Source organism: Edaphobacter flagellatus (assembly GCF_025264665.1).
GTDB lineage: Bacteria > Acidobacteriota > Terriglobia > Terriglobales > Acidobacteriaceae > Edaphobacter > Edaphobacter flagellatus.
Window position 1 is genome coordinate 4,224,151 of the sequence record NZ_CP073697.1, and the last position, 26,264, is coordinate 4,250,414.

25 protein-coding genes are annotated in these 26,264 nt (G+C 57.3%); 12 read left to right on the plus strand and 13 right to left on the minus strand.

The annotated features are described in order from the left end of the window. Positions 1–284: 284 nt before the first annotated feature. Entirely contained in the window at positions 285–710 is a 426-nt protein-coding gene (locus KFE13_RS17650; RefSeq protein ID WP_260704908.1) for a DoxX family protein, read from the minus strand. 31 nt (positions 711–741) lie between these two features. After that, entirely contained in the window at positions 742–1,668 is a 927-nt protein-coding gene (locus tag KFE13_RS17655; protein ID WP_260704909.1) for an alpha/beta hydrolase, read from the minus strand. A 94-nt stretch (positions 1,669–1,762) separates the two neighbouring features. Here KFE13_RS17655 and KFE13_RS17660 point away from each other — a divergent pair, with 94 nt between their 5' ends. The 3 genes from KFE13_RS17660 (at position 1,763) to carB (ending at position 6,700) form a co-directional block, all read left to right on the plus strand. Continuing rightward, a complete protein-coding gene (locus KFE13_RS17660; protein ID WP_260704910.1) occupies positions 1,763–2,047 on the plus strand; it encodes a Rieske (2Fe-2S) protein in 285 nt (94 codons plus the stop codon). Positions 2,048–2,201: 154 nt separating this feature from the next. After that, positions 2,202–3,335 carry a glutamine-hydrolyzing carbamoyl-phosphate synthase small subunit gene (gene carA, locus KFE13_RS17665; RefSeq protein WP_260704911.1) on the plus strand — a complete coding sequence of 378 codons (1,134 nt, stop codon included), beginning with the start codon at positions 2,202–2,204 and terminating at the stop codon, positions 3,333–3,335. A gap of 83 nt (positions 3,336–3,418) precedes the next feature. Beyond that, positions 3,419–6,700 carry a carbamoyl-phosphate synthase large subunit gene (carB, locus tag KFE13_RS17670; RefSeq protein WP_260704912.1) on the plus strand — a complete coding sequence of 1,094 codons (3,282 nt, stop codon included), beginning with the start codon at positions 3,419–3,421 and terminating at the stop codon, positions 6,698–6,700. Here the strand turns inward: carB and KFE13_RS17675 are convergent. Continuing rightward, a complete protein-coding gene (locus tag KFE13_RS17675) occupies positions 6,697–7,224 on the minus strand; it encodes a hypothetical protein (RefSeq protein ID WP_260704913.1) in 528 nt (175 codons plus the stop codon). The genes carB and KFE13_RS17675 overlap by 4 nt on opposite strands. Positions 7,225–7,305: 81 nt before the next feature. Between KFE13_RS17675 and KFE13_RS17680 the strand changes: the two genes are divergently transcribed. Next, a complete protein-coding gene (locus KFE13_RS17680; protein ID WP_260704914.1) occupies positions 7,306–8,340 on the plus strand; it encodes a dihydrodipicolinate synthase family protein in 1,035 nt (344 codons plus the stop codon). Between the two features lie 15 nt (positions 8,341–8,355). On the opposite strand, the gene KFE13_RS17685 is transcribed toward KFE13_RS17680, so the two are convergent. Beyond that, positions 8,356–8,991 carry a hypothetical protein gene (locus KFE13_RS17685; RefSeq protein ID WP_260704915.1) on the minus strand — a complete coding sequence of 212 codons (636 nt, stop codon included), beginning with the start codon at positions 8,989–8,991 and terminating at the stop codon, positions 8,356–8,358. Positions 8,992–9,042: 51 nt separating this feature from the next. Continuing rightward, on the minus strand, positions 9,043–11,124 hold the full coding sequence (locus tag KFE13_RS17690) for a S9 family peptidase (RefSeq protein WP_260704916.1): 2,082 nt from the start codon (positions 11,122–11,124) through the stop codon (positions 9,043–9,045). Positions 11,125–11,296: 172 nt separating this feature from the next. Between KFE13_RS17690 and KFE13_RS17695 the strand changes: the two genes are divergently transcribed. The 3 genes from KFE13_RS17695 to KFE13_RS17705 all read left to right on the plus strand — a co-directional run bounded on the left by KFE13_RS17695 (position 11,297) and on the right by KFE13_RS17705 (position 13,455). After that, the gene (locus KFE13_RS17695; protein ID WP_260704917.1) at positions 11,297–11,923 is read left to right on the plus strand and encodes a DUF4142 domain-containing protein; all 627 of its coding nucleotides are present in this window, start codon (positions 11,297–11,299) and stop codon (positions 11,921–11,923) included. A gap of 56 nt (positions 11,924–11,979) precedes the next feature. Further along, positions 11,980–12,753 (plus strand): TPM domain-containing protein, encoded by a 774-nt coding sequence (locus KFE13_RS17700; protein ID WP_260704918.1) that lies wholly within the window; start codon positions 11,980–11,982, stop codon positions 12,751–12,753. 117 nt (positions 12,754–12,870) lie between these two features. Then, a complete protein-coding gene (locus tag KFE13_RS17705; RefSeq protein WP_260704919.1) occupies positions 12,871–13,455 on the plus strand; it encodes a LemA family protein in 585 nt (194 codons plus the stop codon). An 82-nt stretch (positions 13,456–13,537) separates the two neighbouring features. On the opposite strand, the gene KFE13_RS17710 is transcribed toward KFE13_RS17705, so the two are convergent. Next, positions 13,538–13,885 (minus strand): STAS domain-containing protein, encoded by a 348-nt coding sequence (locus tag KFE13_RS17710; RefSeq protein ID WP_260704920.1) that lies wholly within the window; start codon positions 13,883–13,885, stop codon positions 13,538–13,540. Positions 13,886–13,900: 15 nt separating this feature from the next. After that, positions 13,901–14,428: an ATP-binding protein gene (locus KFE13_RS17715; RefSeq protein WP_313900663.1), complete on the minus strand. Its 528-nt coding sequence runs from the start codon at positions 14,426–14,428 to the stop codon at positions 13,901–13,903. A 124-nt stretch (positions 14,429–14,552) separates the two neighbouring features. On the opposite strand from KFE13_RS17715, the gene KFE13_RS17720 reads away from it, so the two are divergent. From KFE13_RS17720 to KFE13_RS17735, 4 genes are all read left to right on the plus strand, one after another. Then, complete coding sequence (locus tag KFE13_RS17720) at positions 14,553–16,610, plus strand: M13 family metallopeptidase (RefSeq protein ID WP_260704921.1); 2,058 nt, start codon at positions 14,553–14,555, stop codon at positions 16,608–16,610. Positions 16,611–16,632: 22 nt separating this feature from the next. Continuing rightward, the gene (locus tag KFE13_RS17725) at positions 16,633–17,904 is read left to right on the plus strand and encodes a magnesium transporter MgtE N-terminal domain-containing protein (RefSeq protein WP_260704922.1); all 1,272 of its coding nucleotides are present in this window, start codon (positions 16,633–16,635) and stop codon (positions 17,902–17,904) included. 57 nt (positions 17,905–17,961) lie between these two features. Continuing rightward, positions 17,962–19,008: a CgeB family protein gene (locus tag KFE13_RS17730; RefSeq protein ID WP_260704923.1), complete on the plus strand. Its 1,047-nt coding sequence runs from the start codon at positions 17,962–17,964 to the stop codon at positions 19,006–19,008. Between the two features lie 135 nt (positions 19,009–19,143). After that, the gene (locus KFE13_RS17735; RefSeq protein ID WP_260704924.1) at positions 19,144–20,394 is read left to right on the plus strand and encodes an Nramp family divalent metal transporter; all 1,251 of its coding nucleotides are present in this window, start codon (positions 19,144–19,146) and stop codon (positions 20,392–20,394) included. 120 nt (positions 20,395–20,514) lie between these two features. Here the strand turns inward: KFE13_RS17735 and KFE13_RS17740 are convergent, their stop codons facing one another. The 5 genes from KFE13_RS17740 to KFE13_RS17760 form a co-directional block, all read right to left on the minus strand. Then, complete coding sequence (locus KFE13_RS17740) at positions 20,515–20,976, minus strand: (deoxy)nucleoside triphosphate pyrophosphohydrolase (RefSeq protein WP_260704925.1); 462 nt, start codon at positions 20,974–20,976, stop codon at positions 20,515–20,517. A 46-nt stretch (positions 20,977–21,022) separates the two neighbouring features. Continuing rightward, complete coding sequence (locus KFE13_RS17745) at positions 21,023–21,745, minus strand: HAD family hydrolase (protein ID WP_260704926.1); 723 nt, start codon at positions 21,743–21,745, stop codon at positions 21,023–21,025. Between the two features lie 166 nt (positions 21,746–21,911). Then, positions 21,912–22,547, minus strand: coding sequence for an outer membrane lipoprotein chaperone LolA (gene lolA / locus KFE13_RS17750; RefSeq protein WP_260704927.1), 636 nt, complete (start codon positions 22,545–22,547; stop codon positions 21,912–21,914). 11 nt (positions 22,548–22,558) lie between these two features. Further along, positions 22,559–23,092 (minus strand): type IV pilin protein, encoded by a 534-nt coding sequence (locus KFE13_RS17755; protein WP_260704928.1) that lies wholly within the window; start codon positions 23,090–23,092, stop codon positions 22,559–22,561. Between the two features lie 40 nt (positions 23,093–23,132). Then, positions 23,133–24,452 carry a M16 family metallopeptidase gene (locus tag KFE13_RS17760; RefSeq protein WP_260704929.1) on the minus strand — a complete coding sequence of 440 codons (1,320 nt, stop codon included), beginning with the start codon at positions 24,450–24,452 and terminating at the stop codon, positions 23,133–23,135. A 76-nt stretch (positions 24,453–24,528) separates the two neighbouring features. Between KFE13_RS17760 and rlmN the strand changes: the two genes are divergently transcribed. Further along, complete coding sequence (rlmN, locus tag KFE13_RS17765; RefSeq protein WP_260704930.1) at positions 24,529–25,836, plus strand: 23S rRNA (adenine(2503)-C(2))-methyltransferase RlmN; 1,308 nt, start codon at positions 24,529–24,531, stop codon at positions 25,834–25,836. A gap of 4 nt (positions 25,837–25,840) precedes the next feature. Here rlmN and KFE13_RS17770 read toward each other — a convergent pair whose 3' ends face one another. Beyond that, positions 25,841–26,191, minus strand: a complete 351-nt coding sequence (locus KFE13_RS17770; protein ID WP_260704931.1) for a VOC family protein — start codon at positions 26,189–26,191, stop codon at positions 25,841–25,843. Positions 26,192–26,264 lie beyond the last annotated feature (73 nt).

Sequence of the window (26,264 nt, forward strand, 5' to 3'; positions counted from 1 at the left end):
AGTCGAAGGACTGCGATACCCAAACCTTGTCAAGCCCCACAAAATCTCAAATCATTCATTATAAATGGGATAAAGTTCAGAAAAAGTGCCGATTTGCCTCGGTCGCTTTGCTACACTTTAAACATAGACAAAACATACAGTTAGCCCCGGCATCATGCCGGGGCTAACTCCTTCTGAATCAATATTTTGATGTTAACTCGCCTGTTTTGAATATTTTACCTTGTTGAAATCCGGCAAGTCGAAGAAAATAAACGCCTTGTTTGAAAAGATAGGGGGAGGGGGGACTAGCTAAGCCCAAACCGCCGGTCCATCGCGCAGGCGCCTGCTCCATAAAAGAAAAGCATCACCGCGATCGCCAGTAACGCCAGCGAATACTCCGATCCGGCATAGCCGTGATGCCGATTTACCATCACAATCGCGACCAGCATGTTGACCGCGACCAGGAACGCCGCAAACCGAGTCAGAAGCCCCAGCACCAGCAGAATGCCGCCAACAAACTCTGTCAGCGCCGAAACGATTCCCAACCAGTAGGGAAGTCCCAGCGAAGCAACATAATGGCTGTGTCGCTCCAGCGCCGAAAACATATTGCCTCCGTGAAAACCGCCCGCCGGAATCACCTTGCTGTAACCGTGATAGATCATCGCCGCACCCAGCACCAGTCGCATCAGAAGCGCGCCCCAGGGCTGCAGATTATTCAGTGTCTTGGACATATAACCTGAGGCTAAACCGGATCGGCAGACCTCAGCGCGTCTTTGTTCCCACAGGTGCCACGGAAGGCACAACCTGTCCGCCTGGAACGGCAACATATTGATCAAGAAACCGCGTCACTGCCTGGTCATAAAGAGGCCAGCTTCCCGTTGGAAGAGAAACGGCCATCTTCGGTGTCGCTGCCGCCGCAAACGCTGCAGGTTCCGGCTTATTGGCTGGCGATAAAAGCAACTTTGGCGTCTGCAGCGTCGCTAAAGGAGCAGCCAGCGGAAACCGTTCGTTGAACAGCATCGAGATAGGCAACAACCCCGATCGCGAATCCTTCCTCGCTACCTCAAGCAGGTCTGTAAAAGGGGAATCGAGAATGACCGCCTGAATCTCGCCATGCTTCGCCGCCAGAGCCGCAGCCAGCGAAGCGCCAACTCCCGTTCCATAAGGAATGATCCGCTGCGGCGCAACGCCTCGAGTACCGGTCAAATAGCTCCAGGCCGAATCAGCATCCTCCATCAGACGCTGCTGGTTGGGATGGATATCCGCGCTCAGCCCGTAACCGCGATAGTCGAACCACAACACATTCAGCCCGACATAATTCAGCGCCGCAACAGTATCCGAATAATTCTTCCGCGATCCATCGCCGCCGCCGAGAAACAGAATCGTAACGCTGTTGTATCTCCCACCAGGAGGCGCAACGAGAAACTCGCCAGTCAGCTGCGGACGACCCGACTCGTCGGGACCGAAACGAAGCATATCTGCTGGAGCGCTTTGCGACCTCGCCGCGCGATCTGGATGCAACACAATCTGCCACTGTCCAATGCGGTAAAGCAGGCAAAGGCTCAGGTAGCTGCACACCAGCGCCGCCAGAATGACGATAGCCATTGCCTTCGCCAGCCAGCGTCCGCTGATGGTCTGCGGAGCTGCTGAGGAATGCTTATGCGTTGGTTTTCGTGCAGAACGGGACATCGAAAGGGCGCTTTCTACGAGAGTAGCATCCACACCGGATACCATGAAGACAGTGGAGGCAAGGCAAGTGTCGAAGTGGGTGAAGTTATGCAGTTTGTCCGAGGCGCCAGCGCCTGGCAGCGTGGGTGAAGCTGAAGTCGAAGGCCACGCCATCTGTCTCGCCAATGTCAACGGGGAGCTCTCGGCTCTCGATAACGTCTGCCCCCACCGCCACGGCCCACTCGGCCAGGGATGGCTCGAAGGCGACCTCGTCGTCTGCCCCTGGCACGCATGGATGTTTCACGCGAAGACCGGCATCGCCGAATATCCGTCGAATGAGCGCGTAGCTGCATTTCCGCTGCGCATCGAAGGCGGTGATGTGGTCATCGAGATCGAATAACGGTGGTTTCGGGAAGTGGATGTGCCGGCAGATTTTCACCGCGCGTTCATCAAGGCACTCCTGATCGCAACAACACACAGCAAATCGTTCCGCAGGTATCGAAAACCACGCTCATTGCTGATAGAATCTATTAAATCCACTCCTCGGTGAGGCAATGCAGGCAATCCTGGCGCTCGAAGACGGGCGCATCTTTCGCGGCAAAAGTTTTGGCGCACAAACGGAGTGCGTCGGCGAAGTGGTCTTCAATACATCTCTGACCGGCTATCAGGAGATCTTTACCGATCCTTCCTACGCAGGACAGATCGTGGTTCTTACCAATCCTCACATCGGCAACTATGGAACGACACCGTCCGATGCAGAGTCGAGAAAGCCCTTTATCGAAGGCTTGGTGACACGCGAGTTTTCGCCGGTCAGCTCCAACTGGCGCTCAACCCAGGTCGCCGATGAATATCTTGAGCGCTACGGCGTTCCCGTAATCGCCGAGGTCGATACACGTGCCATCGTGCGCCATCTGCGCGCTAACGGCGTGATGCGCGGTGTGCTCGCCAGTGGCGACAATCTCGATGTCGATGCTCTCATTGCTAAAGCGCGCTCGATCCCGAAGATGGAAGGCACCGATCTGGCAAGCGTCGTCACCACGAAGGAACCTTACAAGTGGGATGCGACGGAGCCGAAGAACCAGACCGGCGATCCGCTGCTGAAGCCCGCTGTTGAAGGCGAAACACTGCACGTCGTCGCCTACGACTTCGGCATCAAAGAGAACATTCTGCGTATGCTCGCGCGCGAGAACATCGACGTCACGGTTGTTCCGGCGAAGACGACAGCAGAAGAGGTACTCGCGTTGAATCCCGACGGTGTCTTCTTTTCGAACGGCCCCGGCGATCCGGAGCCGCTCGACTATGCGATTGAGAGTGTGAAGAAGCTGAAAGGCAAGAAGCCGCTCTTCGGCATCTGCCTCGGGCACCAGATCTTCGGGCTCGCGCTCGGCGGCAAGACCTACAAGCTCAAGTTTGGTCATCATGGCGGCAACCATCCGATCATGAACCACCAGACGGGCAAGGTCGAGATCACGGCGCAGAATCACAACTTCAACGTCGATCCCGAGTCACTTCCGGCAGATGTAGAAAAAACACATACCAATCTCAACGATCACACGCTGGCGGGCCTCAGGCACAAGACGGACCCCATGTTCAGCGTGCAGTACCATCCCGAGGCCAGCCCCGGACCGCACGATTCGCATTATCTCTTCCAGGACTTCCGCAAAATGATGATGGAGTGGAAGAAGTAGTTGGATTTCAGGCATTGGACAAAGGGCGCAGAATAGGCGCCCTTTGAAACGCCGCGCAGATCAACAACCAGAAAGATGTAAAGATGCCACGCAGAAACGACATCGCGAAGATACTTGTGATCGGCTCCGGGCCGATCGTCATTGGCCAGTCGGCGGAGTTCGACTACTCCGGCACGCAGGCCTGTAAGGCGCTCAAGGCCGAGGACTATGAAGTCGTGTTGATCAACTCGAATCCGGCCTCGATCATGACTGACCCCGAGGTTGCCGACCGCACCTATATCGAGCCACTGAGCGCTGCTTATCTTGAAGAGGTTATCCGCGTCGAGGCTGCGATGATGAAGCCTGGCGACGGCAAGTTTGCTGTGCTGCCGACCGTTGGCGGACAGACCGCACTCAACCTCGCCGTCGATCTCGCCGACTCTGGCTTTCTCGAAAAGCAAAACGTCGAGCTGATTGGCGCGAAGCTCGAAGCCATCAAGAAGGCTGAAGATCGCTTGCTCTTCAAGGATGCGATGAACAAGATCGGCCTCGATATGCCGAAGTCGCAGTTAGTGAATACGGTGAGCGCAGGGCTGGAATTTGCCGCGAAGATCGGTTTCCCAACGGTCATCCGCCCAAGCTTTACCCTCGGCGGATCGGGCGGTGGCATCGCCTACAACCGCGAGGAGATGACCGAGATCCTCTCGCGCGGGCTCGATCTCAGCCCGGTTCACGAGTGCCTGATCGAAGAGAGTGTGCTTGGCTGGAAGGAGTACGAACTTGAGGTTGTCCGCGATCTGAAGGACAACGTCATCATCATCTGCTCGATCGAGAACTTCGACCCGATGGGCGTGCATACCGGCGACTCCATCACGGTCGCCCCGGCACAGACGCTGACCGACCGCGAGTACCAGGTAATGCGCGATGCTGCCATCCGCGTCATTCGCGAGATCGGTGTTGAGACCGGCGGCTCGAACGTGCAGTTTGCCGTCAATCCCGTTACGGGCCGCATGACCGTGATCGAGATGAACCCTCGTGTCTCGCGCTCATCCGCTCTCGCCTCGAAGGCCACCGGCTTCCCGATCGCGAAGATCGCCGCGCGTCTCGCTGTCGGCTACACGCTCGACGAGATTCAGAACGACATTACCAAGGCCACACCTGCCTGCTTCGAGCCGACGATCGACTACGTGGTCGTCAAGATTCCGAAGTGGCAGTTCGAGAAGTTCCCCGGCGCCGACGAGACGCTCGGTCCGCAGATGAAATCGGTTGGCGAAGTGATGGCTATCGGCCGCACCTTCAAGGAAGCGATGATGAAGGCCGTGCGTTCGCTTGAGACCGGCAAAAAAGCGACTGCCGACGACATCGAGCCACGCCGCCTGACGCAGCGCCTCGTAACGCCGCATCCGGAGCGCCTCGCTTATGTGCGTTATGCCTTCGAACGCGGCATGACTGTTCGCGAGGTCGCGCGCATCACGACGATGGATCCGTGGTTCCTCTACCAGATCAAGCAGATCACCGACGAGATCAAGGCCATCGGCGACACAAGCGTCGATACTGTCACCGCCGAACAGCTGCGCACCGCCAAACGTATGGGCATTTCCGACGAACGGCTCGCTGCCGTCTGGGGGTTGGTTGGAGCGGCAGGCACAGCAAAGGTGCGCGCTCTGCGCAAGAAGCTCGGCGTCAAGCCGGTCTATAAGCTGGTCGATACCTGCGCCGCAGAGTTCGAGAGTTTTACGCCGTATCTCTATAGCTGCTACGACGAGGAAGACGAGGCAGCGCCGACGGACAAGAAAAAGATCATCATCCTCGGCAGCGGCCCCAACCGTATCGGGCAGGGAATTGAGTTCGACTACTGCTGCTGCCACGCGGCTTTCGCTCTGCGCGAAGATGGTTACGAGACGATCATGATCAATTGCAATCCTGAGACCGTCTCGACCGACTATGACACGTCCGATCGTCTCTACTTCGAGCCGCTGACACTTGAGGACGTGCTTGCCGTCTATGAGCACGAAGCATCGGCTGGTGCAGAGATCGGCATGATCGTACAGTTTGGCGGACAGACACCGCTCAATCTATCGCTGCCGCTCAAGAACGCTGGTGTGCCGGTCATCGGCACTTCGCCGGAATCCATCGATCTCGCAGAAGACCGCAAGCGTTTCGGCAAGCTGATCGAAGACCTCAAGATTCCGCAGCCGCAGGGTGCGATGGCGACCAGCGTGGACGAGGCCGTAGCCGGTGCGAACCGCGTCGGTTATCCCGTGCTCGTGCGTCCCTCCTACGTGCTCGGTGGGCGTGCGATGGTCATCGCATATGATGACGCCTCCGTGCTGCACTACATGACGACTGCGATCGAATACTCGCAGGAGCGTCCAGTTCTGATCGATCATTTCCTCGAAGATGCGACAGAGGTCGACGTCGATGCACTCTGCGATGGAGACGATGTCATCATCGCGGGCATCATGCAGCACATCGAGGAGGCCGGCATTCACTCCGGCGACTCCTCCTGCGTGCTTCCGGCCGTCGATCTCAGTGCCGACGTGCTCGACACGATCCGTGACTACACACGCAAGCTGGCGATGGCACTCGAAGTCCGCGGTCTGGTCAACATCCAGTTCGCGATCCAGCACGGCAAGGTGTACGTAATCGAAGTCAATCCACGCGCCTCGCGCACGGTGCCGTATGTCTCGAAGGCGACGGGCGTGCCGCTGGCGAAGATTGCCTCGCGCATCATGGTTGGCCAAAAGCTCAAGGCGCTTCTTCCAGCACAGGTTGCCTCGGGCAAGGACCTCGGCACGGGCGCGCACTTCTTCGTCAAATCGCCGGTCTTCCCATGGGGCAAGTTTCAGGGAGTCGATCCGGTGCTCGGACCTGAGATGCGCTCGACAGGCGAGGTGATGGGCGTTGCCGACAACTTCGGCGAGGCCTTTGCCAAGGCCCAGATCGCAGCCGGACAAGTATTGCCGACCCAGGGTAACGTTTTCCTCAGCGTCAACGATCATGACAAGGCAGGCGTTGCAACGCTGGCGCGTCAGTTCGTCGAGATGGGCTTCCACCTCGTTGCAACACACGGAACTGCGGCCGTGCTTGAAGAAGCTGGTCTGCAGCCGGAGCGTGTCTACAAGGTGAAGGAAGGCCGTCCCAACGTGGTGGACTTCATCAAGGGCGGCCGTATCCAGCTCATCATCAATACGCCGCGTGGCCAGGATACCTTCTTCGACGAGAAGGCGATTCGCCGCGCCGCTGTGCTCGCACGTATCCCGACGATCACCACGCTGGCCGCTGCACGCGCCGCAGCCGAGGGCATCGCTGCCTTACAGCGGGGTACGTTGAATGTGATTGCGTTACAGGAGCTTCACGCCAGCCGGAGCGAAGTGACGGTCTAGTTCTTATCGAGACCCAGCTTCGCTCCCATGGCGTAGCCGATCATCGACAGCGGAATCCAGGTTCCGGCGAAGAGGCCGTCACCAGCCATCAGGCCACTGCCGTGCTGTATATCGAAGAAGGTGCGCCACAGCTTCTCTAGCGCGCCGCAGTTCTCGCACAGGCCATTGCCCGTGGGCAGGTCGAGCACCCAGACGCAGACGATTGCGAAGATGACCATGCCGGAGATCCAGACGTATCCGGCGATGTCGTTCTGTTGCTTTTTGGCGATGATAAAACCGCCAACCAGAGGCACCAGGAAAGCCAGCACCGTTGCCAGCAGCTTCGGGTTCTGGGCATCGGGGTCTGGGTGATTGATCGTCATCACGGTAACAACGCCGACAAGAAAGAGAAATGCCAGCGTCGTGTGCAGCAGGAACCAGAGGGCCTCGCGGCCCAGATCGCCTATGGACTTCCCCTGCGAGATGTCGTGATAGCCTTCCATCACTTCAAAGGGTACCCCAAAGCGGTGCCAAAACGGCAGCATCAACTTACGTCTTTCGTGTCATGCTTGTTGTCATTTGCGGTGACCATTCATGCGTGGTTCCAATCGCTTTAGAATGGAGTCATGTTGCTTGAAGGTCTCCACCTGCCCGTTACGACCCCGTTTTATTCCGATGGCCGTCTGAACCTCCGCAAGATCGAACACAACGTCGATCGTTACTCGCGGACGCCTGCCGCCGGAATCGCCGTGCTCAGCGATGTCGGGGAGCCGGAAATGCTCTCCGACGAGGAGACCCGCGAGGCATTGAGCGCCGCCATCAGCCTGGCAGCCGAGACAAAGGTGATGCTCGCAGGTGTTTCGCGCGCCAGCGTTGCAGGGGCACTCAATCTGGCTGAATTTGCCGCAAAGGCGAATTACGACGCCGTGCTTCTCAAGGCTCCTGCAAGACGACCTGAAGCCGAGCGGCTGCTCTTCCTGCAGGCCGTTTCCGACCGCTCCGCATTGCCGGTCGTGATGTACTCGACGAATGATGCTCCGCTTCCGGTGGAGGTGATCGCCGAAATGGCTGCACACTCACAGGTGCTTGGATTAGCGGATGAAGACGCAGCGGCTAGCCGCATCGCGGCGGTTCGCGCGGCCACGGCAAGCGTAAGCCGCCAGGTGACGGTGACTACAGTATTCGCCGCTGCCACAGGCCGCATGTTGGCCACGCAGGCCGGAGAGGGAGCCGCAACCTTCATCGCTGCCGAAAACCTTGGCGGAGGGGCCGCCGTAGCCACAGCGCCCCCCAAGCCTGCGCTGAAAACGCGCACCAAGACCGTTGGCTTTCAGATCTTGACGGCCAACTCCGCAGGAATGCTTGCAGGACTTCGTGCCGGAGCGGTTGGAGCGATGCCCGCTTTCGCTGCCTGTGCTCCGCAGGCGACCTACGAGGTCTTTGCTGCATGGAAGGACGATGACGAGCCGCTGGCCGACGAGAAGCAGGCACGAGTGGCTCCAGCCATTCAGCTTATTGAGAACGAGCTGGGCGTTGCTGGCATTCGTTACGCTTCCGACCTGAACGGCTACTTCGGTGGACGCCCACGCCTCCCCGGACTTCCCATCAACGGAGAAGCGCAGCGCCGCGTCGAGCGCGTGATGCAAGGAGTTAGGAACTAATTCTTCAACTCAAAGCTAATTTTTAGGGGAGATTTCGATCTGCTCTGTAGTTGGGGACGCAGTCCGATGTATGCCTGCTTGTGTTTTCATTGCTGCAAGCCCCACGATTGTAAGGAGTAGCATGATTGCGACCAACGGATAGAAGACATAACGTCCTATAGGCCATATCCGGGAAGGCAGGATATTTGAAAATTTGTCGGTTATTGTTTCCGTTAGCCTCTCCGGGATCTCTTGATCGAGTGGTTCGGCGGATTGTGCCATCCAGTGTCGAGATAAAATCGTCGCTCTTACATTTGCAAACAATAGCATTACAACTACAGCTTGTATGAATGGGTTGCCGGGCGATCCAACAATCATTCCTCCAACAAAGTTAGCCAAATAGAGAAGGCAAACTAAAAGAGAGGCGGCAGTGCTCCGCTGACGTACTCCACAGCCACCTAGGAAGAATGTCAGGGCGGTTAACAAAGCTGCTATGGGCGTCCCCATGATCGACAGCAAGACTAGCGACATAAGGGCAATGACGGTGCAAACCCAGAACCCTTGTTGGCCCAAGAGATCTACATCGTATTGACTCTCAATTGCAGGCCAGAAAAGTCTCTTAAAAAGATTGTCAGCCGGTTGCGGTTTCGACGAAAGGCCAAGGGTCTGCATTTGGATGATTCAAGTAGATTCTTGATCTTTTGTCCATCAAATTTTCCGAATTTATACGACTCCGAGCTGCGTCAGCAGGAACGCATAGTCGAAGGCGATTTCCTTCAGGTAGTCGTACCGGCCTGAGGCGCCTCCATGCCCTGCGTCCATGTTGATGTGCAGCAGCAAGGGAGTGGAGTTCTGCTTCAGCGTCCTCAGCTTCGCCACATATTTAGCTGGCTCCCAATACATCACCTGCGAGTCATTCAGGCTGGTCTTCACCAGCATCGCCGGATAGTTCCCAGGCTTCAGGTTGTCGTATGGCGAATACGAACGCATGTAGGAGAACGCCTCAGGCTCATTCGGGTTTCCCCATTCCTCATACTCGGCTACCGTTAGCGGCAGTGTGGCATCCAGCATCGTGTTCATCACGTCCACAAAGGGGACGTGGGACAGGACGACGCTGAAAAGATCCGGCCGCTCGTTGACCACGGCTCCCATCAGCAGTCCGCCAGCGCTTCCGCCTTCGATGGCAACGCGGTCTTTTGCTCCGTAGCCTTCGGCGACCAGCGTCTCAACAACGGCGATGAAGTCGGTAAAGGTGTTGCGCTTCACCATCATCTTTCCGGCATCATGCCAGGCATCTCCCAGGTCGCCGCCGCCGCGGATGTGGGCGTAGGCTAGCACCACTCCGCGGTCAAGAAGCGAGAGCCTCGCAGCACTGAATCCGACTGGAAGCGGATAGCCATATGACCCGTATCCATAGATATAGAGAGGATTGCTCGAGTCTTGCTTGAAGGAATCTCGTCGATAAACAATCGACACCGGCACCTTCACTCCATCTTTTGCCGTAGCCCAGATGCGCTCCGAAGCGTACCGCGATGAGTCGAAGCCGCCGGGTACTTCCTGCTGCTTCAGTAGTGTGGAGGCGCCGGTTCTGACGTCATAGTCATAGATCGATGCCGGAGAGACAAGAGACTGGTAGCTATATCGGAACTTCTCTGTGGCAAACTCCCGGTTGATGTTGCCCAGCGCAGTATAGGTGGGCTCAGGAAAGCTGATCTTTCTGCCCGGAAGAAGCGTTCCGTCCGGATGGAACGCGCAGACCTCAAGCGTCGTCAGTCCCAGTTCACGCTTGGATAAGACACAGAAGTTGGCGAAGACGTCGAAGTCCTCCAGCGGCACCTCCTTGTCCTCCGGGACGAACTCCTTCCAATCCTCGCGCCCACCGCCGTCCACTGGTACAGTCACGACGCGGAAGTTTTTGCCTGTGTCATTGACGCGGATATAAAACAGACCATCGCGATGATCGACATAATATTCCTGCTCGTCCTTGCGAGGCGCAATCACCAGAAAGACGCCGCCCGGAGTATCCGCGGGGAGATAGCTGCATTCGTTCGTTGTATGGCTGCCGGCCTCCATAAACAGGTACTTGCCATCGCGCGACCGGCCGACACCGACATTGAACCGCTCATCCTTTTCTTCGTAGATCAGCGCGTCATCGTCGATTGGATCACCCAGCCGGTGACGGAAGAGCTTGTCCTGCCGCTTCGTGATCTCGTCTTCGGTCGTATAGAAGAGCGTGTGCGAGTCCGCCGCCCACACCAGCGATCCGACTCGCTCGGCTGTGTCCGCCAGATCGGCGCCGGTACTCAGATCGCGAATATGCAATGTGTACTGCCGAAAGCCTGTGTTGTCGGTTGAGTAAGCCAGTTTCTGTCCGTCCGGGCTGACTGTCATGGCTCCGACGGCCATGAACGGCTGTCCTTCAGCCAGCTTGTTGACGTCGAGGATGATCTCTTCCGTCTGCTCCTGATCGTAAGTGCCGTTGACGGCCTTTCTCCTGCATTGGATCGGATACTGGCTGCCCTCAACCGTGCGTGTGTAGTAGAACCAGCCGCGATCGAGGAAGGGAACAGACTCGTCTGTCTCTTTGATGTGCGAGAGCATCTCCGCGTAGAGCTTCGTTTGCAGCTCTTCGGTGGACTTCATGACGGAAGCGGTGTAGGCATTCTCGGCCTCAAGATAGGCGGTTACCTCAGGGGAGCCCTTGTCCCGCAGCCAGCGATAGTCGTCTTCGAGCGTTTGTCCATGCAGCGTGGTGGGGGTGGAATCACGGCGGGCAACCGGAGGCAGAGTAGCACTTTCAGTCATTGTCAAAGCTCCAGATGACAGGATACAGTGCATCGGCAAAGAACTCGGTGTTGTAACAGGCAACCAAACCGGAGAGTGAAGATACCAAAACTGTGGGCGAGGTTTTCAGCCACGGGCCAGAAGGAGTTGAATCATGAAAGCCAATGTAAGTTATTTGATTATTTTTGGAGCAATGGCAGTTTTTCCCTCGACAAATCTTTTTGCGCAGAACGATCCGATGGCGCCGCCTGCATCGCAGACACAGCCCAACCAGCCGGGACGCGCGCAGGCTCCCACCGTGTCCATGCGCGATTCCAGCGGAGCGCCTGACGATGCAGCTCAGGAAATGAAGGACAAGATGTTCCTGCGCAAGGCTACCGAAGATGGTCTCGCGCAGGTGGAGCTTGGGAAACTGGCTTCGACGAAGGCCAGTTCGTCGGACATCAAGGAGTTTGGGCAAAAAGTAGCTGACGACCACGCCAGGCTCAATGACTCGATGGCGCAGGTAGCGGATGCGATCGGCATGCGTCTCCCAAAGAAGCTCAACAAAACAGATCAAGCCCAGTATGACCGGCTCAACGGGCTAAGCGGAGAGGCTTTTGACAAGGAATACCTGGCTTGCATCGTCAAAGAGCATCACGAAGACCTGCGCGCATTCCGCTTTGAATCGCAGACGACCAACGATTCACAGCTTAGGGCTGCCGTCGATAAAGCCGCCAAGGTGATTCACGAGCATCTCGTGATGGCCAATAAGCTTGCGGAACAGAATGGAGTTCCTCTGCCGCATCGCGAAAACAAACCGGCGCCTCCAACACCGTAGTGCATATCTGGAGCACTCACCTCGCTTGAGCGGGGACGGCGTAGAATAGTCGGACAATGAATCGCGTCCTCCGATGGTTGAGCGTCGTCATCCTGCTTCTTGCGCCGGCGGCGCCGCTTGTCGCGGAATCGGTCAAATCTCTTCCGGCTCCGGCTGGTTATATCAACGACTTTGCCGGAGTCCTGTCACCTGCGACAAAAGACAATCTGGAATCGCTCTGCACCCAGGTCGATCGCCAGGCACATGCGCAGATCGCCGTCATCACCGTCAACACGCTCGACAACGATCAGACCATCGAAGAATTTGCGACCGAGCTTGAAGATAAATGGGGCGTAGGGAACAAGGACGACCGTGGTGTCCTGATGATCTTCGTCATGAAGCCGCGGAAGGGTCGCATCGAGGTAGGCTACGGTCTTGAAGGCATTTTGAACGATGCCAAGGTCGGCGACATCGGCCGCTCCATGGTCCCGGCCGCCAATCAAGGCGACTACAACACCGCAATCCCTCTGGGAGTTCGCCAGATAGCAAACGTTATTGCTACGGATGCTGGTGTAGCGTTGTCCTCTGACGGTCATGTTTACAGAAGGCAGAGAGCCTCTGGGCAGCAGCCTGTTCAACTCTCGCTGATGCAGGTGGTTATCGGTGGCGGAGTTATCCTCCTGCTGTTGATCGTCCTCGCCCGCACAGGGAATATGGGCCTGATCTTCTTTCTGCTCGGAAACCTGATGGGTGGTGGCGGTGGAGGAGGCTACCGCGACCGTGACGGTGATGGTGGCGGCTTTGGAGGCTTCGGCGGAGGACGTTCCGGAGGTGGCGGCGCTAATTTCTAAGGTGAAGAATTCAGGGCTCAGCAGGCAGTTGGAAAACTATGGGAGTGATACAGTTACACCGTAAACCTTCCAGGAATCGCACGAAAATTTTTAAACGAAGGGAATACCCGAGAGAACATGAAACCACTATGGATTGTGCTGGGTGTCATTGGCCTCATCATCCTCGTGCTGCTTTTTGCAGGCGGCAGCTACGTCAGCACCAGAAACACACTGGTCGAAAAGAACGAAGCCATTAATCAGGCTTACTCGCAGGTCAATGTCGTCCAGCAGCGCAGGCTCGACCTCATTCCGAACCTCGTCGCTTCGGTGAAGGGATATGTTGCTGAGGAATCAACCATATTGACCAACATCGCCAATGCCCGCGCTGGTGTCCTCGCTGCGGGGTCTGACCACGCGGCAAACATCGATGCCAACCGCAAGCTCGACGTCGCCCTGGGGCCGTTCTTCCGCCTGCAGGAGCAGTATCCCAACCTGAAGGGCAACGACCAGTTCATGCGCTTGAACGACGAGCTGGCAGGAACGGAAAATCGTATTGCCGTCGAGCGCCAGCGTTACAACAAGGTGCTTGAGGACTACAATGTGTACGTTCGGCAGTTCCCCAATAACATCTGGGCAGGCATGTCCGGATTCCACTATCGCGATGAGTACTTCAAGGGGGACGCCTCAAACAGCGTCGCGCCCAAGGTCGACTTCTCAAAATAGATGAAGCCGAGTGAACCTTGGCACGAAGAAAGGCCGTCGCAGTTCATCACGCGACGGCCTTCTTGTTTAAGCGTGGAAAAATTTACTTGCTGAAGGAAGAGATCGCCGAAGCCTCGTCGTCCTTGACGTCGAATACCGTGTACAGTTTGGTAATCTGCAGCAGATCCTGAACCTTCTTCGTCAGGTTTAACAGCTTCAGTTCGCCGCCGGCATTCTTCACTGTGGTGAATGCGCTGACCAACTCACCGATGCCTGAGCTGTCGATGTAGCTGATGTCGGCAAGGTTCAGCAGAATCTTCTTCTGCCCCTTGGCCAAAAGGTCGCGGACTGCGTCGCGGATCGTAACGCTGCCTTCGCCGAGAGTGATACGGCCGCTGAGATCCAGAATGGTGACGCCGTCCACTTGGCGAGTAGAAACTTTCATGCTCATGTTTGCCTGTTCTCCTTAGGTCCCCGACTTCGCGGGTGTGCGGTGCTTGATAAGTGTCAGCTCGGTTCCTGGGTGTAACTGCCGAAAGTTTACCTCATCCATGAAGGCCCGAATGAGAAAGATGCCCCGGCCCGAGCCTCGAAGAATGTTTTCCGGGGCCAGAGGGTCTGGCAGCGTGCTTGGATCCAATCCCGGCCCCTGGTCGGTGATGCGAATCACCAGAGCGTCCGAGGTCGTTTCGAACGATGCGGTGATGTGTTTGTTCACGTCATAGGCGTTGCCGTGCAACACTGCGTTTACGGCTGCCTCCCGCACTGCCATAGCAATGTGGGGAATCGTGTCTTCGTCGAAGCCCGCACGCTGTGCGTACTGCTCCGCTGTCTGCTCAATCTTGTTGACACTGTCCAGAGTCGAGTCCAGCGTGAAGCTGATGCGGCTTGTCGTTGAGTCGGCCAAGGCTGTCCTTGAAATCTGTGAGTGCCCGTCGTCAACGGCAGACAACAGCAATGATGGCAGTGTGCTTGTGCTGGCTCTGATTGTCAAGATTGCCTCCGTCGGCAGACCCGTTTTCTGCGTCCTTCCGATATATCAGGAATGGCCAATATGCCGCAATCCCTCAGCCGTCCGCACCCATGCGATAACATGCCAGAACGAGGAACAAACGAAGATGAAGAGACACCTGGCATCCCTATCCATCTGCCTTCTGTTGACTTTACCTGCAGCGGCGCAACAAGCGGCTGCGAGGCCTCCGGCGCGCCCCCTTGCAGAGATGCCCTACTCTCCATCGCTCGATCTGACCTCGCTCGATCGCTCAGTAAATCCCTGCGACGATTTCTACAAATTCTCCTGCGGCGGCTGGATGAAGAACAATCCCATCCCCGCAGACCAGCCGCGCTGGGATGTCTACTCTAAACTCGCCAATGACAACCTCCAATTTCTATGGGGCATCCTCGAGGCCGACGCCAAGGCTACCAATCGAACGGCGACTCAGCAGAAGGTAGGTGACTACTTTGCCGCCTGCATGGATACCGCAGCTATCAATAGGCGAGGAGCGGAGCCGATCAAGCCCACACTTGTGGCAATTGATAATCTGGCCGATCGCAAAGCCCTGATTGCCTATCTCGGACCGCTCAATCGAAGCACGCGAGGAACGTTCTTCTTCAACTCAGGCTCAACGCAAGATCCAGGAGATTCAAACTCCGTCATTGCAGAAATCGCCGCCGGCGGCCTCGGCCTGCCCGACCGCGACTACTACGTGAAGACAGATGCCAAGAGTGAAGAGACCCGCAAAGCCTATGTCGTCTATATCCAAAAGATCCTGACGCTCACCGGCGAGTCCGATGCACAGGCACAAAAAGATGCCGCTGCCGTCATGCATATCGAAACCGATCTGGCAAAGGCCTCGCTGACCCGCGTCGAGCGCCGTGATCCCTATAAGCAGTACCACAAGATGTCTGTCGCGCAGCTGGCCTCCCTTAGCCCGGTCATCGACTGGAATGACTACCTCCGAACGCAGGGCGTTGCCGACGTAAGCACACTCAACGTCGCGCAACCTGCTTTTCAGAAGGCGGTCGATCATGCTCTGACAACCGAGCCACTTGCGGACCTGAAGGCTTACCTGCGCTTTCACGCACTGACTGGCGCTGCGACATCGCTCTCGTCTCCGTTCGAGGATGCTTACTTCGATTTCTATAGCCGCTATCTAAGAGGGACGCAGCAGAAACCGCCACGCTGGAAGACCTGTGTCCGTCAGGTAGACCGTTCTCTGGGTGAAGCGCTGGGGCAGGAATTCGTGGCTCGAACCTTCTCACCCGAAACCAAGCAAAAGACCGTGCTCATGACCGATCAGATCGAGCAGGCGATGCAAGCCGAGATCGAGCACCTTGACTGGATGAGTCCGGCCACCAAACAGGAGGCTCTCCGCAAGCTGCACACCGTCCGCAACAAGATCGGCTATCCCGACAAATGGCGCGACTACTCGAAGCTTGAGATCAAGGCCGGAGATTACTTTGGCAACTCTGTTCGCGGCGCCGATTTCGAGACAACACGCGACTGGGCCAAGGTCGGCAAGCCTGTCGACCGCGACGAGTGGGACATGACCCCACCTACCGTCAATGCCTACTACAACCCGCAGATGAACGACGTGAACTTTCCCGCAGGCGTGCTGCAGCCGCCGCTCTACGACCCGAAGATGGACGACGCGCCCAACTACGGCAACACCGGTTCCACCATCGGGCATGAGTTGACGCATGGCTTCGACGACGAAGGGCGCCAGTTCGACGCCAACGGCAACCTGAAAGACTGGTGGACAAAGGACGATGCCAAAGGCTTCGAGGATCGCATCAACTGCCTGCGTGAGCAGTTCGCTTCGTACGTCGTCGTCGACGACATTCACATCAACTCCAAACTCACCAGCGGCGAAGACGTCGCCGACCTTGGCGGAACCCTCATCGCTTATATCGCCTGGAAGAAAGCTACCGCAGGCATGAACCTACAGCCGTCTGAAGGATTCACCCCAGACCAGCGCTTCTTCATCGGCTTTGCCCAGTGGGCCTGCGAGAACACGCGCGAGGCCAACAGCCGTCTGCAGGCAGCGACAGACCCACACTCGCCTGGTTTCGCGCGCATCAACGGTATCGTCACCAACATGCCACAGTTCGCCACTGCCTTCGGGTGCAAAGTCGGTCAACCCATGGTGAAGGCGAAAGTCTGCAAAGTCTGGTAATCTCGCGCGAGCGGACCCGCGCATGACGAAACAGGGCAACCACAAGACGATCACGGTCTCCTCGCTGATGGGCACCCCCGTGCGCGATGCTGCGGGGAACGTCCTCGGCCGTGTGCGCGAGTTGGCCGTGATGCCATCGCAGGACTCAGGCCGCGTGCACGGTTTTCTCCTCAAGCTCGCTGGCTCTGTCTCCAAAGAACGGGGCAATATGCTCGCGGTTGAGGCTGTGGAGCCTTTTGCCGGTGGTCTTCGTCTGCTGTCCGGTGCAACCTTCATCTCCGCGCCCGATGATCAGTCGCTTGTGCTGCTGGAACGCGATCTGCTCGATCAGCAGATCATCGATGTCAATGGCCGCAAGGTCGTTCGCGTCAACGATGTGAATCTCGTATGGGAGGTATCTTCAGACGAGCCATCCAGGACGACCCTGCGCATCACCGAGGTTGAGGTCGGACTGCGTGGAGCGATTCGCCGCCTCCTGAAAGGGCTTCCATCTGCTGCCGTAGACCAGTTGGCCCATCGCACGAAGGCGAGCATCATTCCCTGGGAGTTCGTCGATATCATCGACCCCTCGCGCCGCGTCCGCCTGAAGGTAGGGCAGGATCACCTCGCGCAGATGCATCCATCTGATATCGCCGATATTCTCGAAGACCTCGCTCCGCCAGAGCGACAGGCACTCTTCGAAAGCCTCGACGAGGAGACCGCCGCCGAGACCCTCGAAGAGGTCGAGCCGAAGCTGCAGAAGGCGCTCGTGCAGGCGCTCGACTCCGAGCATGTCGCGGGCATCGTCGAAGAGATGGACCCCGGAGCAGCCGCCGACCTCCTCGCTGAGCTTCCGGAGGAAAAATCCGAGGCCATCCTCGAAGAGATGGATCCGGAAGAGCGTCAGGAGGTCGAGGAACTCCTCGAGTTCTCGCACGACTCCGCTGCCGGTCGCATGACCACGGAATACATTGCCTTGCCGGAGAGTGCAACAGTCGCCGATGTCCACACAGCCCTGCATGACTTTGAAGGCGATATTGAGCTGATCACCGATGTCTACCTCACCGGCAACGAGGAAACCATGACTGGCCTCGTCCCGATCGTGAGGATTCTTCTCGCGTCTCCGACAACGCCACTGACCGACCTACCTCGTGGACATCTTGTCACCTGCCATGGTGATACTTCAGGACACAAAGTTGCCGAGCTCTTCGATAAGTACAATCTGCGTTCGCTTCCGGTGATTGATGCAAAGAAAAAGCTAATTGGTGTCGTTCATGCGGAGCAGGTGATTGCTTTGCTGCGCGATAGCTTGTAATTGCTCCTGAATCTGCCCTTCCGCTCACACCGGTATTCATCGGATAATCGAAGCTGAATGAAGATTCTTTACGCTGCGGGCCTCTCCCCAAACGACTCGTCGCTCTATCGCCTGTGGGCGCTCGAACGTCTCGGCCACCAGGTCATCCCCATCAACGCATACGAGTATGAGTCCAAAAATCCGTTGGTGCGCAAAGTGATCTTTCGTCTCTCCGCCGGTCCGCATGTCGATCGCCTGAATCGCGATCTCCTGCGTCTTGCCGAAGTCGAGAAGCCCGACCTCCTGTGGGCCGACAAGCTCCTCTGGATGCGTCCCGCCACGCTCGATCGCCTCCGTGCTCTTGGCGTTGCCACCGTGAGCTACATGATCGACAACCCTTTCGGCACCCGGCAGGACCCCGGCTGGCGGCTCTACATGAAGTCCATCCCGCACTACGACCTGCACGTTGTCCAGCGAGACAAGAACATCGCCGACTACAAGGCGCGTGGAGCCCGCGATGTCATCAAGATCCAAACAGCCTACGAGCCGACGATTCACTTTCCCCCGGCGGCAGGTTGGTCCGACAAAGACCGCAATCGCGACGTCTCCTTCGTAGGAACCCCCTACGATGACCGTGCCGAGACCCTCACTCGCCTCTCTTCTGAGTTCGGCGTCGTCATCTCTGGTAACCAACGTGCGTGGCAGCGCGCGCTCTCACCCGAAGCCTTCAGCAAGCTCTACCGCGAGGGAGAGCTCTACCAACAGCAGTACCGCGAGGCCATCTGGCGCTCGAAGATCAACCTCAGCTTCATCACCCATTCCAACCAGGACGAGTTCGTCCACAAAAGCTTCGAAATCGCCGGTTGCGGTGGCTTTCTGTTAGCTGAGCGCTCCGCGGGCCACATGGCTCGTTTCAAAGAGGACGAGGAAGCCGTCTTCTTCACCGGTTTCGATGAACTGGAAGCCAAAATTCGCCGCTATCTTCCTGACGAAGCTGCCCGCACCCGGATCGCCGCAGCAGGCTATGCACGAGGAGTCCGCGACGGCTACCACAATGATCGCCAGGTTGGCCTAATCGTCGAGCGGGCAGAGTCCATCCTTCGTCATCTGGCTGCAACGAAGTAAATTGTCATCTCACTGTATGCTGAATCAAGGCCGGTATGGATCCGGTCCCACGCAAACATTGGGGCTGGCTTTGGACGTTGCCAGGCCCTTACATTTGTCCAGACACTGTCCTTTTCAGGGAGAGCCAGACGACGCATGGCATTGTGGAGAAGATGGCGAACGCGGGTGATGCTCTTCCTGGCCGTGCTGGGCCCTGGCTTCATCACAGCTAACGTCGATAATGACTCCGGCGGCATCCTCACCTACTCGCAGGCAGGCGCGCAGTACGGCTACAAGATGCTCTGGACGATGATCCCCATCACTCTCGCCCTCATCGTTGTGCAGGAGATGTGTGCCCGTATGGGCGTCGTCACCGGCAAGGGGCTCAGCGACCTCATCCGCGAAGAGTTCGGCCTGCGCATGACCTTCGTCGTCATGATCCTGCTGGTTATCGTGAACTTCGGCAACGTCATGGCCGAGTTCTCCGGTATCGCTGGCTCGATGCAACTCTTCCACGTCAGTAAATATTTCAGCGTTCCCATCTGCGCTTTCATCGTCTGGATTCTGGTCGTCAAAGGCGACTACAAAAGCGTCGAAAAGGTCTTCCTGCTTGCAAGCAGTGTCTACATCTCTTACATCTTCGCCGGCGTTCTCAGTGGGCCTGACTGGCACCTCGCTCTCGCACAGACCGTCAAGCTGCCCGAGCGCTCTGTCTGGAGCGACCGCAACTATGTCTACATGGTGATTGGACTCATCGGCACAACCATTGCGCCCTGGATGCAGTTCTACCTGCAATCGTCCATCGTCGAGAAGGGAATTGAGGTCAGCCAATACAAGGACTCCCGGCTCGACGTCATCGTAGGCTCCTTCTTTACCGACATCGTCGCTTGGTTCATTATCGTCGCCTGTGCCGCAACACTCTACCTCCACGGCATGCGCAACATCACCGAGGCCGCTGACGCTGCAGAAGCCATGAAGCCCCTCGCCGGACAGTACGCCTTCATTCTCTTTGCGGCTGGTCTCTTCAACGCCTCGATCTTCGCGGCATCTATCCTTCCGCTCTCGACGGCATATACGGTTTGCGAAGGTTTGGGCCTTGAAAGCGGCCTGGACAAGAGCTTTGGCGAGGCGCGCTTCTTCTACTGGTTCTATACGCTGCTCCTGGCCCTCGGTGCAGCTGTAGTTCTGATCCCGAATTTTCCTCTGGTCAAGGTCATTATCGGCTCGCAGGTTCTCAACGGAGTTCTGCTGCCGATCGTCCTCATCTTCATGCTCCGGCTGATCAACAGGCACGAGCTGATGGGAAAATATACGAACTCACACTGGTTCAATATCGTGGCCTGGGTGACGGCCATAATCGTCATCGGCCTCTCCCTGATGCTGATGTGGAACACCATTCACGGCTAGCAACGGAGGGAGGAGCGGGCGAAGAAGATAAAGTTGATAAAACCAGATTTTGGGGGAGTCCACCGCTCCCTCCAAGCCGTCTAAAGGAAAGTTTGGAGCTTATCGAATATTTCGAAGCAGCTAGATAATCTTTCCTTCAGAAAGGTCCTGAATCAACCCCAGGTCCGCCGCCAGAAAGTCATACTGCGGGAGCGTCGAAAGTGTCGCCCAGCGCACATCGTTGAAGATGCGGTTTTCAATCTCGCCTGCAAACTCAAGCACGGTAAAGAACTCCAGATCGATCACGCCGCCGTTGCGGTATTTATGACGGACGCGGGCAACACTCTTGCCCAGTGTAGCCGTGATACCGAGCTCTTCATTCAGCTCACGCAGCAGGGCATTCTCTGGTGTTTCGCCCGGTTCGATCTTGCCTCCAGGAAACTCCCACTTCAAGCTCATCGGCTGATCCGGCTTGCGCTGGCAGATCAGAACCTCAGTTTCCGGCCCCGTTGTTCGCAAAATTAGCCCTGCGACAACAAAGCGTACCGGCCTGGGCAATGTCGTGCCGGGAGGAACCTTGAACTTGGGAATCGACTCACTCACCGAGTCCAGTGTATGCCGCCAACCGCCCTGCGAGAGCACCTATTCTTTATGCGGGTGTAACGGAGGCAGGATAGTAAACAGCCCAGTTCTCCTGCGCGCTACGCTCCAACAGGCCTGCCGTGGGGTTGACCGGAAACGCCCGCTTCGCAATCGCCAGCATTGCCGCATCATGGACCGAGTTGCCAAACACTGCATCCGGAGTAGTAATGCCCACCAGTGCCAGCGATGCCACCTTGCCTTCGTCTGTTGGCACATCCAACAGCTTGTCGGTGATTATGCCGTTTCGCGACGCGACTTTGGCCGCCAGCACGCGCTCTGCGGGGATGCCGAAGCGGCGAACGCCTTCCTCAATCACCCAGTCGTTCGTGGAGCTCACGGCCCATATCTCGGTGCCCTGGGCAATCAGCTCCGCAACCAACACAGACATCTCAGGGAAGATATTCCGCTCAATCTTCGTCGCAAAGAACTCGCGTGCCGCCTTGCGTAGCTCCTCCTCGCGCAGTCCCTGGTACAGTTGCACCATCTCGCCGCAGATCGCAATCTCCGAAACCTCGCCGCGGTGGTAGGCCCTATAGCGGGCATCGATCCAGTCCGCACCTTCACGTGAAACCAGGCCTGTCTCGATCGTCCACTTCATAAACGACGATCCGGCATCGCCCGACCACAGTGTTCCGTCGCAGTCGAAGATAGCAATCTTTGGGGACAGGGAATGGACGGCGGCGTGGAACTCTTCAGTCGACAGGGTTCGAATACTTAGTGCTTGGCTCACGGGAAACTCAACTTTTCTGCGCGACCGCAACTGGCGCGCTCTCGATATTCGTCAGATCTTCTAGGGAATTCTACCAACGTGACGTTACAAATTCGACGTATCAATCGCATGGCTTGAACCACCGTCAATACGTCCTCAATGTTAAAAACACGTTATTTCAAGCGATTTAGATCGGTGCAGGAGCGTCCACGACCGCAATGCCTGCCGGTGGTGTGAACGTAAAATCACCTTCACGGATGGGCACGTTCTCCTCGACTTGCGTAAAGGAAAACTCCGTTGTGGCTCCATCCAACTCCTCAAGCTTCATATGCTGAATCGCTCCAGTACCTGTAACATCGAGCGTCAGCAGCTTGATGCGCTGCTCCATGCCATGAGGAATACCGGCGATATGAATGCCGTGCGAATCCTCAGTCACCGTCAAACTACCCAGCTCTTTCTTCAGCTGTGTATGGCCCAGCAGAAACCGCAGAGGACTGCGTAGATCATCCAGCTGCTTTGCCGGTACACGCTGCACTTGCGCATCACCAGGTGTAAAAAACCACGCATACTTTCCGTCCAGCACAAAAAGTTTGCCTTCCGGCTGGTCATAGTTCCAGCGCATGCGTCCCGGTTTCTTTAGCAGCAACGTGCCGGTCTCCGTGCGGTCTACTCCCATGCCCGCATAGCGTTCCGCATAGTGAGCACGCAGAGAGCTAAGCCGGTTGTAGTGGTCGTCCACCTTACGCAGCAGGGCATCTGCATCCTGCGCCCGCAAGATGGCAGGAAAAGCCAGTGCAAAGGTCAGGGTCAAAGCACCACGCATCAAACGACGTCTCACTGGATCGGCTGTGTGCAGTTTGTGCCCCCGGCCGGGTCATAGGTGAGGTGATTATTCTCGTCGGAGCAGAAGCCGCGGTCACCCGACTTTCCGACAGAGAGCGGCACAGCCGTCACCTCAAAGGACGTGATCATGTCCTGGTTGTTGACCGTTACCTTGTTGCAGTTGGTGATGGCAAAGGCATACCCTGCCTTGCTGCCAGTAGCAAGTTCGGTGGGGATCAGCTGTGCGGCTTGTGCCGAAGGCGCTCCCGACTTGGGGTCGCCACCAAGCTGCGCCAGCGAACACGCAAATCCGTTGGCAGGGAACTGTGAGTTGTACTGCAACTGGGCCTGCACGATCGTGCGTACCGACTGCATCGCCGAGGTCTCATGAGCCGTCTTGGTCAGCTTCAACATCTGCGGCACGGCCAATGTCATCAGGATCAGCATCACCGACATAACGATCAGCAGCTCGATCAGCGTAAAGCCCTGCTCGTTCCGTGTTCTCTTCTCTTGAAGACCCTGCTTTATCCTCGACCGATCCATCATGTCCTCGTATCCTCGTTTGTCCTGCCAACTCCAGACTTTATCAGCAGGCGAGGTCTGCGCGCTCGACGTTCATTGCACCAAGGTTACCAAGCAGGGTCAGGGCCATCGCCTCCGGCCTGAAAAGCTCACGTGCCAACCGCTGAACGTCGTCCGGCGTCACCGCCTCAATCTCGCGCGTTATCTCGTCCACGCCAAAGAAACGCCCGTAGTACATCTGCTGGCGCGCCAGATTCGCCATCCTGCTCGACGAACTTTCCAGCCCCAGCACGATGTTACTCTTCAGTTGATCCTTGGCGCGAAGCAGCTCCGCTTCGCCTACCGTCTCCTGCTTCAGACGCCGCAGCTCCGCCATCGTGAGCGCCAGAGTCTCCTGTGTCTTATCCACGGCAACACCAGCCGAGATCATCAGCGCTCCCGTATCCCGAAACGGGCTCATCTCCGAGTAGATCGAGTACGCCAGCCCACGCTCCTCGCGTACCGTCTGAAACAGCCGCGAGCTCATCCCACCGCCCAGCATCGCATTCAGCAGGTAGATCCCATAGCGGTCAGGATGGTTCACTGCAGGTGCCGGCATTCCCAGCATCAGCTGTACCTGCTCCAGCGACTTCTTACTCTTCAGCGTGATGTGCGGCATCGCCACCGGAGCCTCACGCCGGGGGAAAGGCGTGCTCGCGCTAGGAGCCAGCCCGCCAAACTTCTTCTCCACCTCGGCGACAAAGCTCTCATGATCAAGATTGCCCGCCGCCGAAAACACCATATTCCGCGGCGTGAACTGCTCGCGGTAGAAGTCAAAGACCATCCCCTGCTCGAACGACGAAACCGTCTTCTTCGTCCCCAGAATTGGCCTGCCCAGCGAATCGCCCTTCCAAAAATTCTGCGTGAAGATTTCGTTTACCAGATAGTCCGGGTTGTCCTCATCCATCTTGATTTCTTCGAGGATCACACCCTTCTCGCGATCCAGCTCCTCTGGCGTAAACGTCGGGTGCAGCACAAGGTCAGAAAGCACATCGAGTGCCGGGGAAATATGCTCGTCCAGCACCTTGATGTTGAAGCAGACCGTCTCTTTGCTGGTAAAGGCGTCGAGATTGCCGCCGATCGTGTCCACCTCGCGGGCAATCTGACGGGCTGACCGGCTCGTCGTCCCCTTGAACACCATGTGCTCCACAAAGTGCGAGATACCGTTGATAGGGGCCGCCTCGTCCCGGGAGCCGGAGCCGACCCACACGCCCATCGAAACGCTGCGCAGGTGCGGAATGCTCTCCGTCAGAACGATCAGGCCATTATCCAAAACAGATTTGCAGATGTTGCGGGAGATACGGGGAGTAATACGAATATCTTCAATCAGAGTGCTTGCTGCCATAGCTCTATTCTTTCATAGGCGGCACAAACGGCGTAAACTGTAGAAAGACAAGGATATGGGTGAAGTTTAGATCTGTATGTCGAACAAAATAAAAGACGAAACCCTGGCCCCGGCTTCTGCCGAAGCTCCCCGCCCGCAGGCCCTCTTCGGCATGCTCCCCGACGAGTTGAAGCAGCTCGTGGAGAGCCGCGGGCAGAAGCCCTACCGAGCCGCTCAGATCGCCGAAGCCTTGTATCGTGAGCGAGTTACGTCTATCGACGAAATAACCGTCCTCCCTGCAGCCCTTCGCCAGGAGCTGGTCGGTGCCGGATTCACTCTCGGCCTGCCCGAAATCGTACAGACTGCGCGCTCTGTGGACGGGACCGAACGCTACCTCATGCGTATGGCCGACGGGGAAACCGTCGAAACTGTTTGGATGCCCGACGGCGATGGAGGCGAGCGAGGCGACGGCAGCGAAGCCTCAGCTGAAGAAGAGGCTGTCGACGGCCTCGAGGGCAACGCCTCCGAGTTCTCCGAAGTCCCCAAACGCGACCTCAGCGGCCATGATCTGAGAAAAACCGATCTCAGAAACATGGGTGCGCTTGCCGAGAGCGGGTATCGCCGCGCCACCATCTGCATCTCCTCGCAGGTCGGTTGCGCCGTCAACTGCCAGTTCTGTCTCACCGCCAAGCTCGGCATCAAGCGTAACCTCACTGGAGGCGAAATCGCCGGACAGGTTGCCCAGGTACTGAACCGCCATGGCATCAAGATGGGTAAGGACCGCATCAACCTCGTCTTCATGGGCATGGGCGAGCCCTTCCTCAACTACGACGAGTTCATCCGCTCGGTCCACGTTCTGACGAAACATATCGGCATCCCCGAATCGCGCATGACCGTCTCGACCAGCGGCATCGAACCGGCCATCCGCCGCTTCGCCGCAGAGCCAGTCCGCCCCAAGCTCGCCCTCAGTCTCAACGCCTCCAACGACACTATTCGCGAGCAGGTGATGCCCATCACGCGCAAATGGAAGATCGACCAGCTGCTTGAAGCCGTCAGCACTATCCCGCTCGGCAAACGCGAATGGGTCACCTTCGAGTATGTCCTGCTCGGCGGCGTCAACGACCAGCCCCAGCATGCCCGCGAAGTCCTCGACCTGCTCAAAGACATGCGGGCCAAGGTCAACCTCATCGTCTGGAACCCCGGCCCCGGCATCGCCTACACCCAGCCGAAGCCCGAAGACGTCGCCGTCTTCCAGAAGATGCTCATCGACGCCGGCATGCCCACCTACATCCGCCGCCCACGCGGCCGCGACATCTACGCCGCCTGTGGCCAGCTCAAGCGAACAGTGAACGAGACTCAGCCCGGATTAGTCGAAATCCAGGCTGCATCGGTTCACGCGTCGTGAGCCGTTACTCCGACCAAACCGCCAGATGATTGCCATCCGGGTCGAGAAAGTGAAACCGTCTGCCTCCGGGGAAAGCAAAAATTTCTTTGTGAATCTTCCCTCCAGCTGCTTTGACGGCAGCTAACGTCGCTTCCAGGTCTTTACTGTACAACACAACCCGGGCGCCACCCTCCGAAGCAGGCTCTGACGTCGTGAAGCCGCCTTCAAGATGCCCATCGTTGAACGAGACGTACTCCGGCCCCCAGTCCTGAAACGTCCAGCCAAACACGGTCGCATAAAAGCGTTTGATGGATTCAGGATGCTTGCAGGGAAATTCGATGTAGTTGATCGTATGGTGCAGACGCTCGGCTGGCATGGTGTACTCCTTCGGCTAAAGAGGCGGTTGTGAGCATAGCAATGCTATGCCTGCATGGCCTCCGTTCACAGCG

Coding starts and splice junctions, on each gene's coding strand:
- KFE13_RS17735 (WP_260704924.1), top strand. CDS start 19,144: ATGGCATTGTGGAGAAGATGGCGAACGCGGGTGATGCTCTTCCTGGCC.
- KFE13_RS17695 (WP_260704917.1), top strand. CDS start 11,297: ATGGCAGTTTTTCCCTCGACAAATCTTTTTGCGCAGAACGATCCGATG.
- KFE13_RS17770 (WP_260704931.1), bottom strand. CDS start 26,191: ATGCCAGCCGAGCGTCTGCACCATACGATCAACTACATCGAATTTCCC.
- KFE13_RS17705 (WP_260704919.1), top strand. CDS start 12,871: ATGAAACCACTATGGATTGTGCTGGGTGTCATTGGCCTCATCATCCTC.
- KFE13_RS17755 (WP_260704928.1), bottom strand. CDS start 23,092: ATGATGGATCGGTCGAGGATAAAGCAGGGTCTTCAAGAGAAGAGAACA.
- lolA (WP_260704927.1), bottom strand. CDS start 22,547: ATGCGTGGTGCTTTGACCCTGACCTTTGCACTGGCTTTTCCTGCCATC.
- KFE13_RS17690 (WP_260704916.1), bottom strand. CDS start 11,124: ATGACTGAAAGTGCTACTCTGCCTCCGGTTGCCCGCCGTGATTCCACC.
- KFE13_RS17720 (WP_260704921.1), top strand. CDS start 14,553: ATGAAGAGACACCTGGCATCCCTATCCATCTGCCTTCTGTTGACTTTA.
- KFE13_RS17685 (WP_260704915.1), bottom strand. CDS start 8,991: ATGCAGACCCTTGGCCTTTCGTCGAAACCGCAACCGGCTGACAATCTT.
- KFE13_RS17700 (WP_260704918.1), top strand. CDS start 11,980: ATGAATCGCGTCCTCCGATGGTTGAGCGTCGTCATCCTGCTTCTTGCG.
- KFE13_RS17655 (WP_260704909.1), bottom strand. CDS start 1,668: ATGTCCCGTTCTGCACGAAAACCAACGCATAAGCATTCCTCAGCAGCT.
- KFE13_RS17680 (WP_260704914.1), top strand. CDS start 7,306: ATGTTGCTTGAAGGTCTCCACCTGCCCGTTACGACCCCGTTTTATTCC.
- KFE13_RS17710 (WP_260704920.1), bottom strand. CDS start 13,885: ATGAGCATGAAAGTTTCTACTCGCCAAGTGGACGGCGTCACCATTCTG.
- KFE13_RS17675 (WP_260704913.1), bottom strand. CDS start 7,224: ATGCTGCCGTTTTGGCACCGCTTTGGGGTACCCTTTGAAGTGATGGAA.
- KFE13_RS17760 (WP_260704929.1), bottom strand. CDS start 24,452: ATGGCAGCAAGCACTCTGATTGAAGATATTCGTATTACTCCCCGTATC.
- carB (WP_260704912.1), top strand. CDS start 3,419: ATGCCACGCAGAAACGACATCGCGAAGATACTTGTGATCGGCTCCGGG.
- KFE13_RS17725 (WP_260704922.1), top strand. CDS start 16,633: ATGACGAAACAGGGCAACCACAAGACGATCACGGTCTCCTCGCTGATG.
- KFE13_RS17650 (WP_260704908.1), bottom strand. CDS start 710: ATGTCCAAGACACTGAATAATCTGCAGCCCTGGGGCGCGCTTCTGATG.
- KFE13_RS17730 (WP_260704923.1), top strand. CDS start 17,962: ATGAAGATTCTTTACGCTGCGGGCCTCTCCCCAAACGACTCGTCGCTC.
- rlmN (WP_260704930.1), top strand. CDS start 24,529: ATGTCGAACAAAATAAAAGACGAAACCCTGGCCCCGGCTTCTGCCGAA.
- carA (WP_260704911.1), top strand. CDS start 2,202: ATGCAGGCAATCCTGGCGCTCGAAGACGGGCGCATCTTTCGCGGCAAA.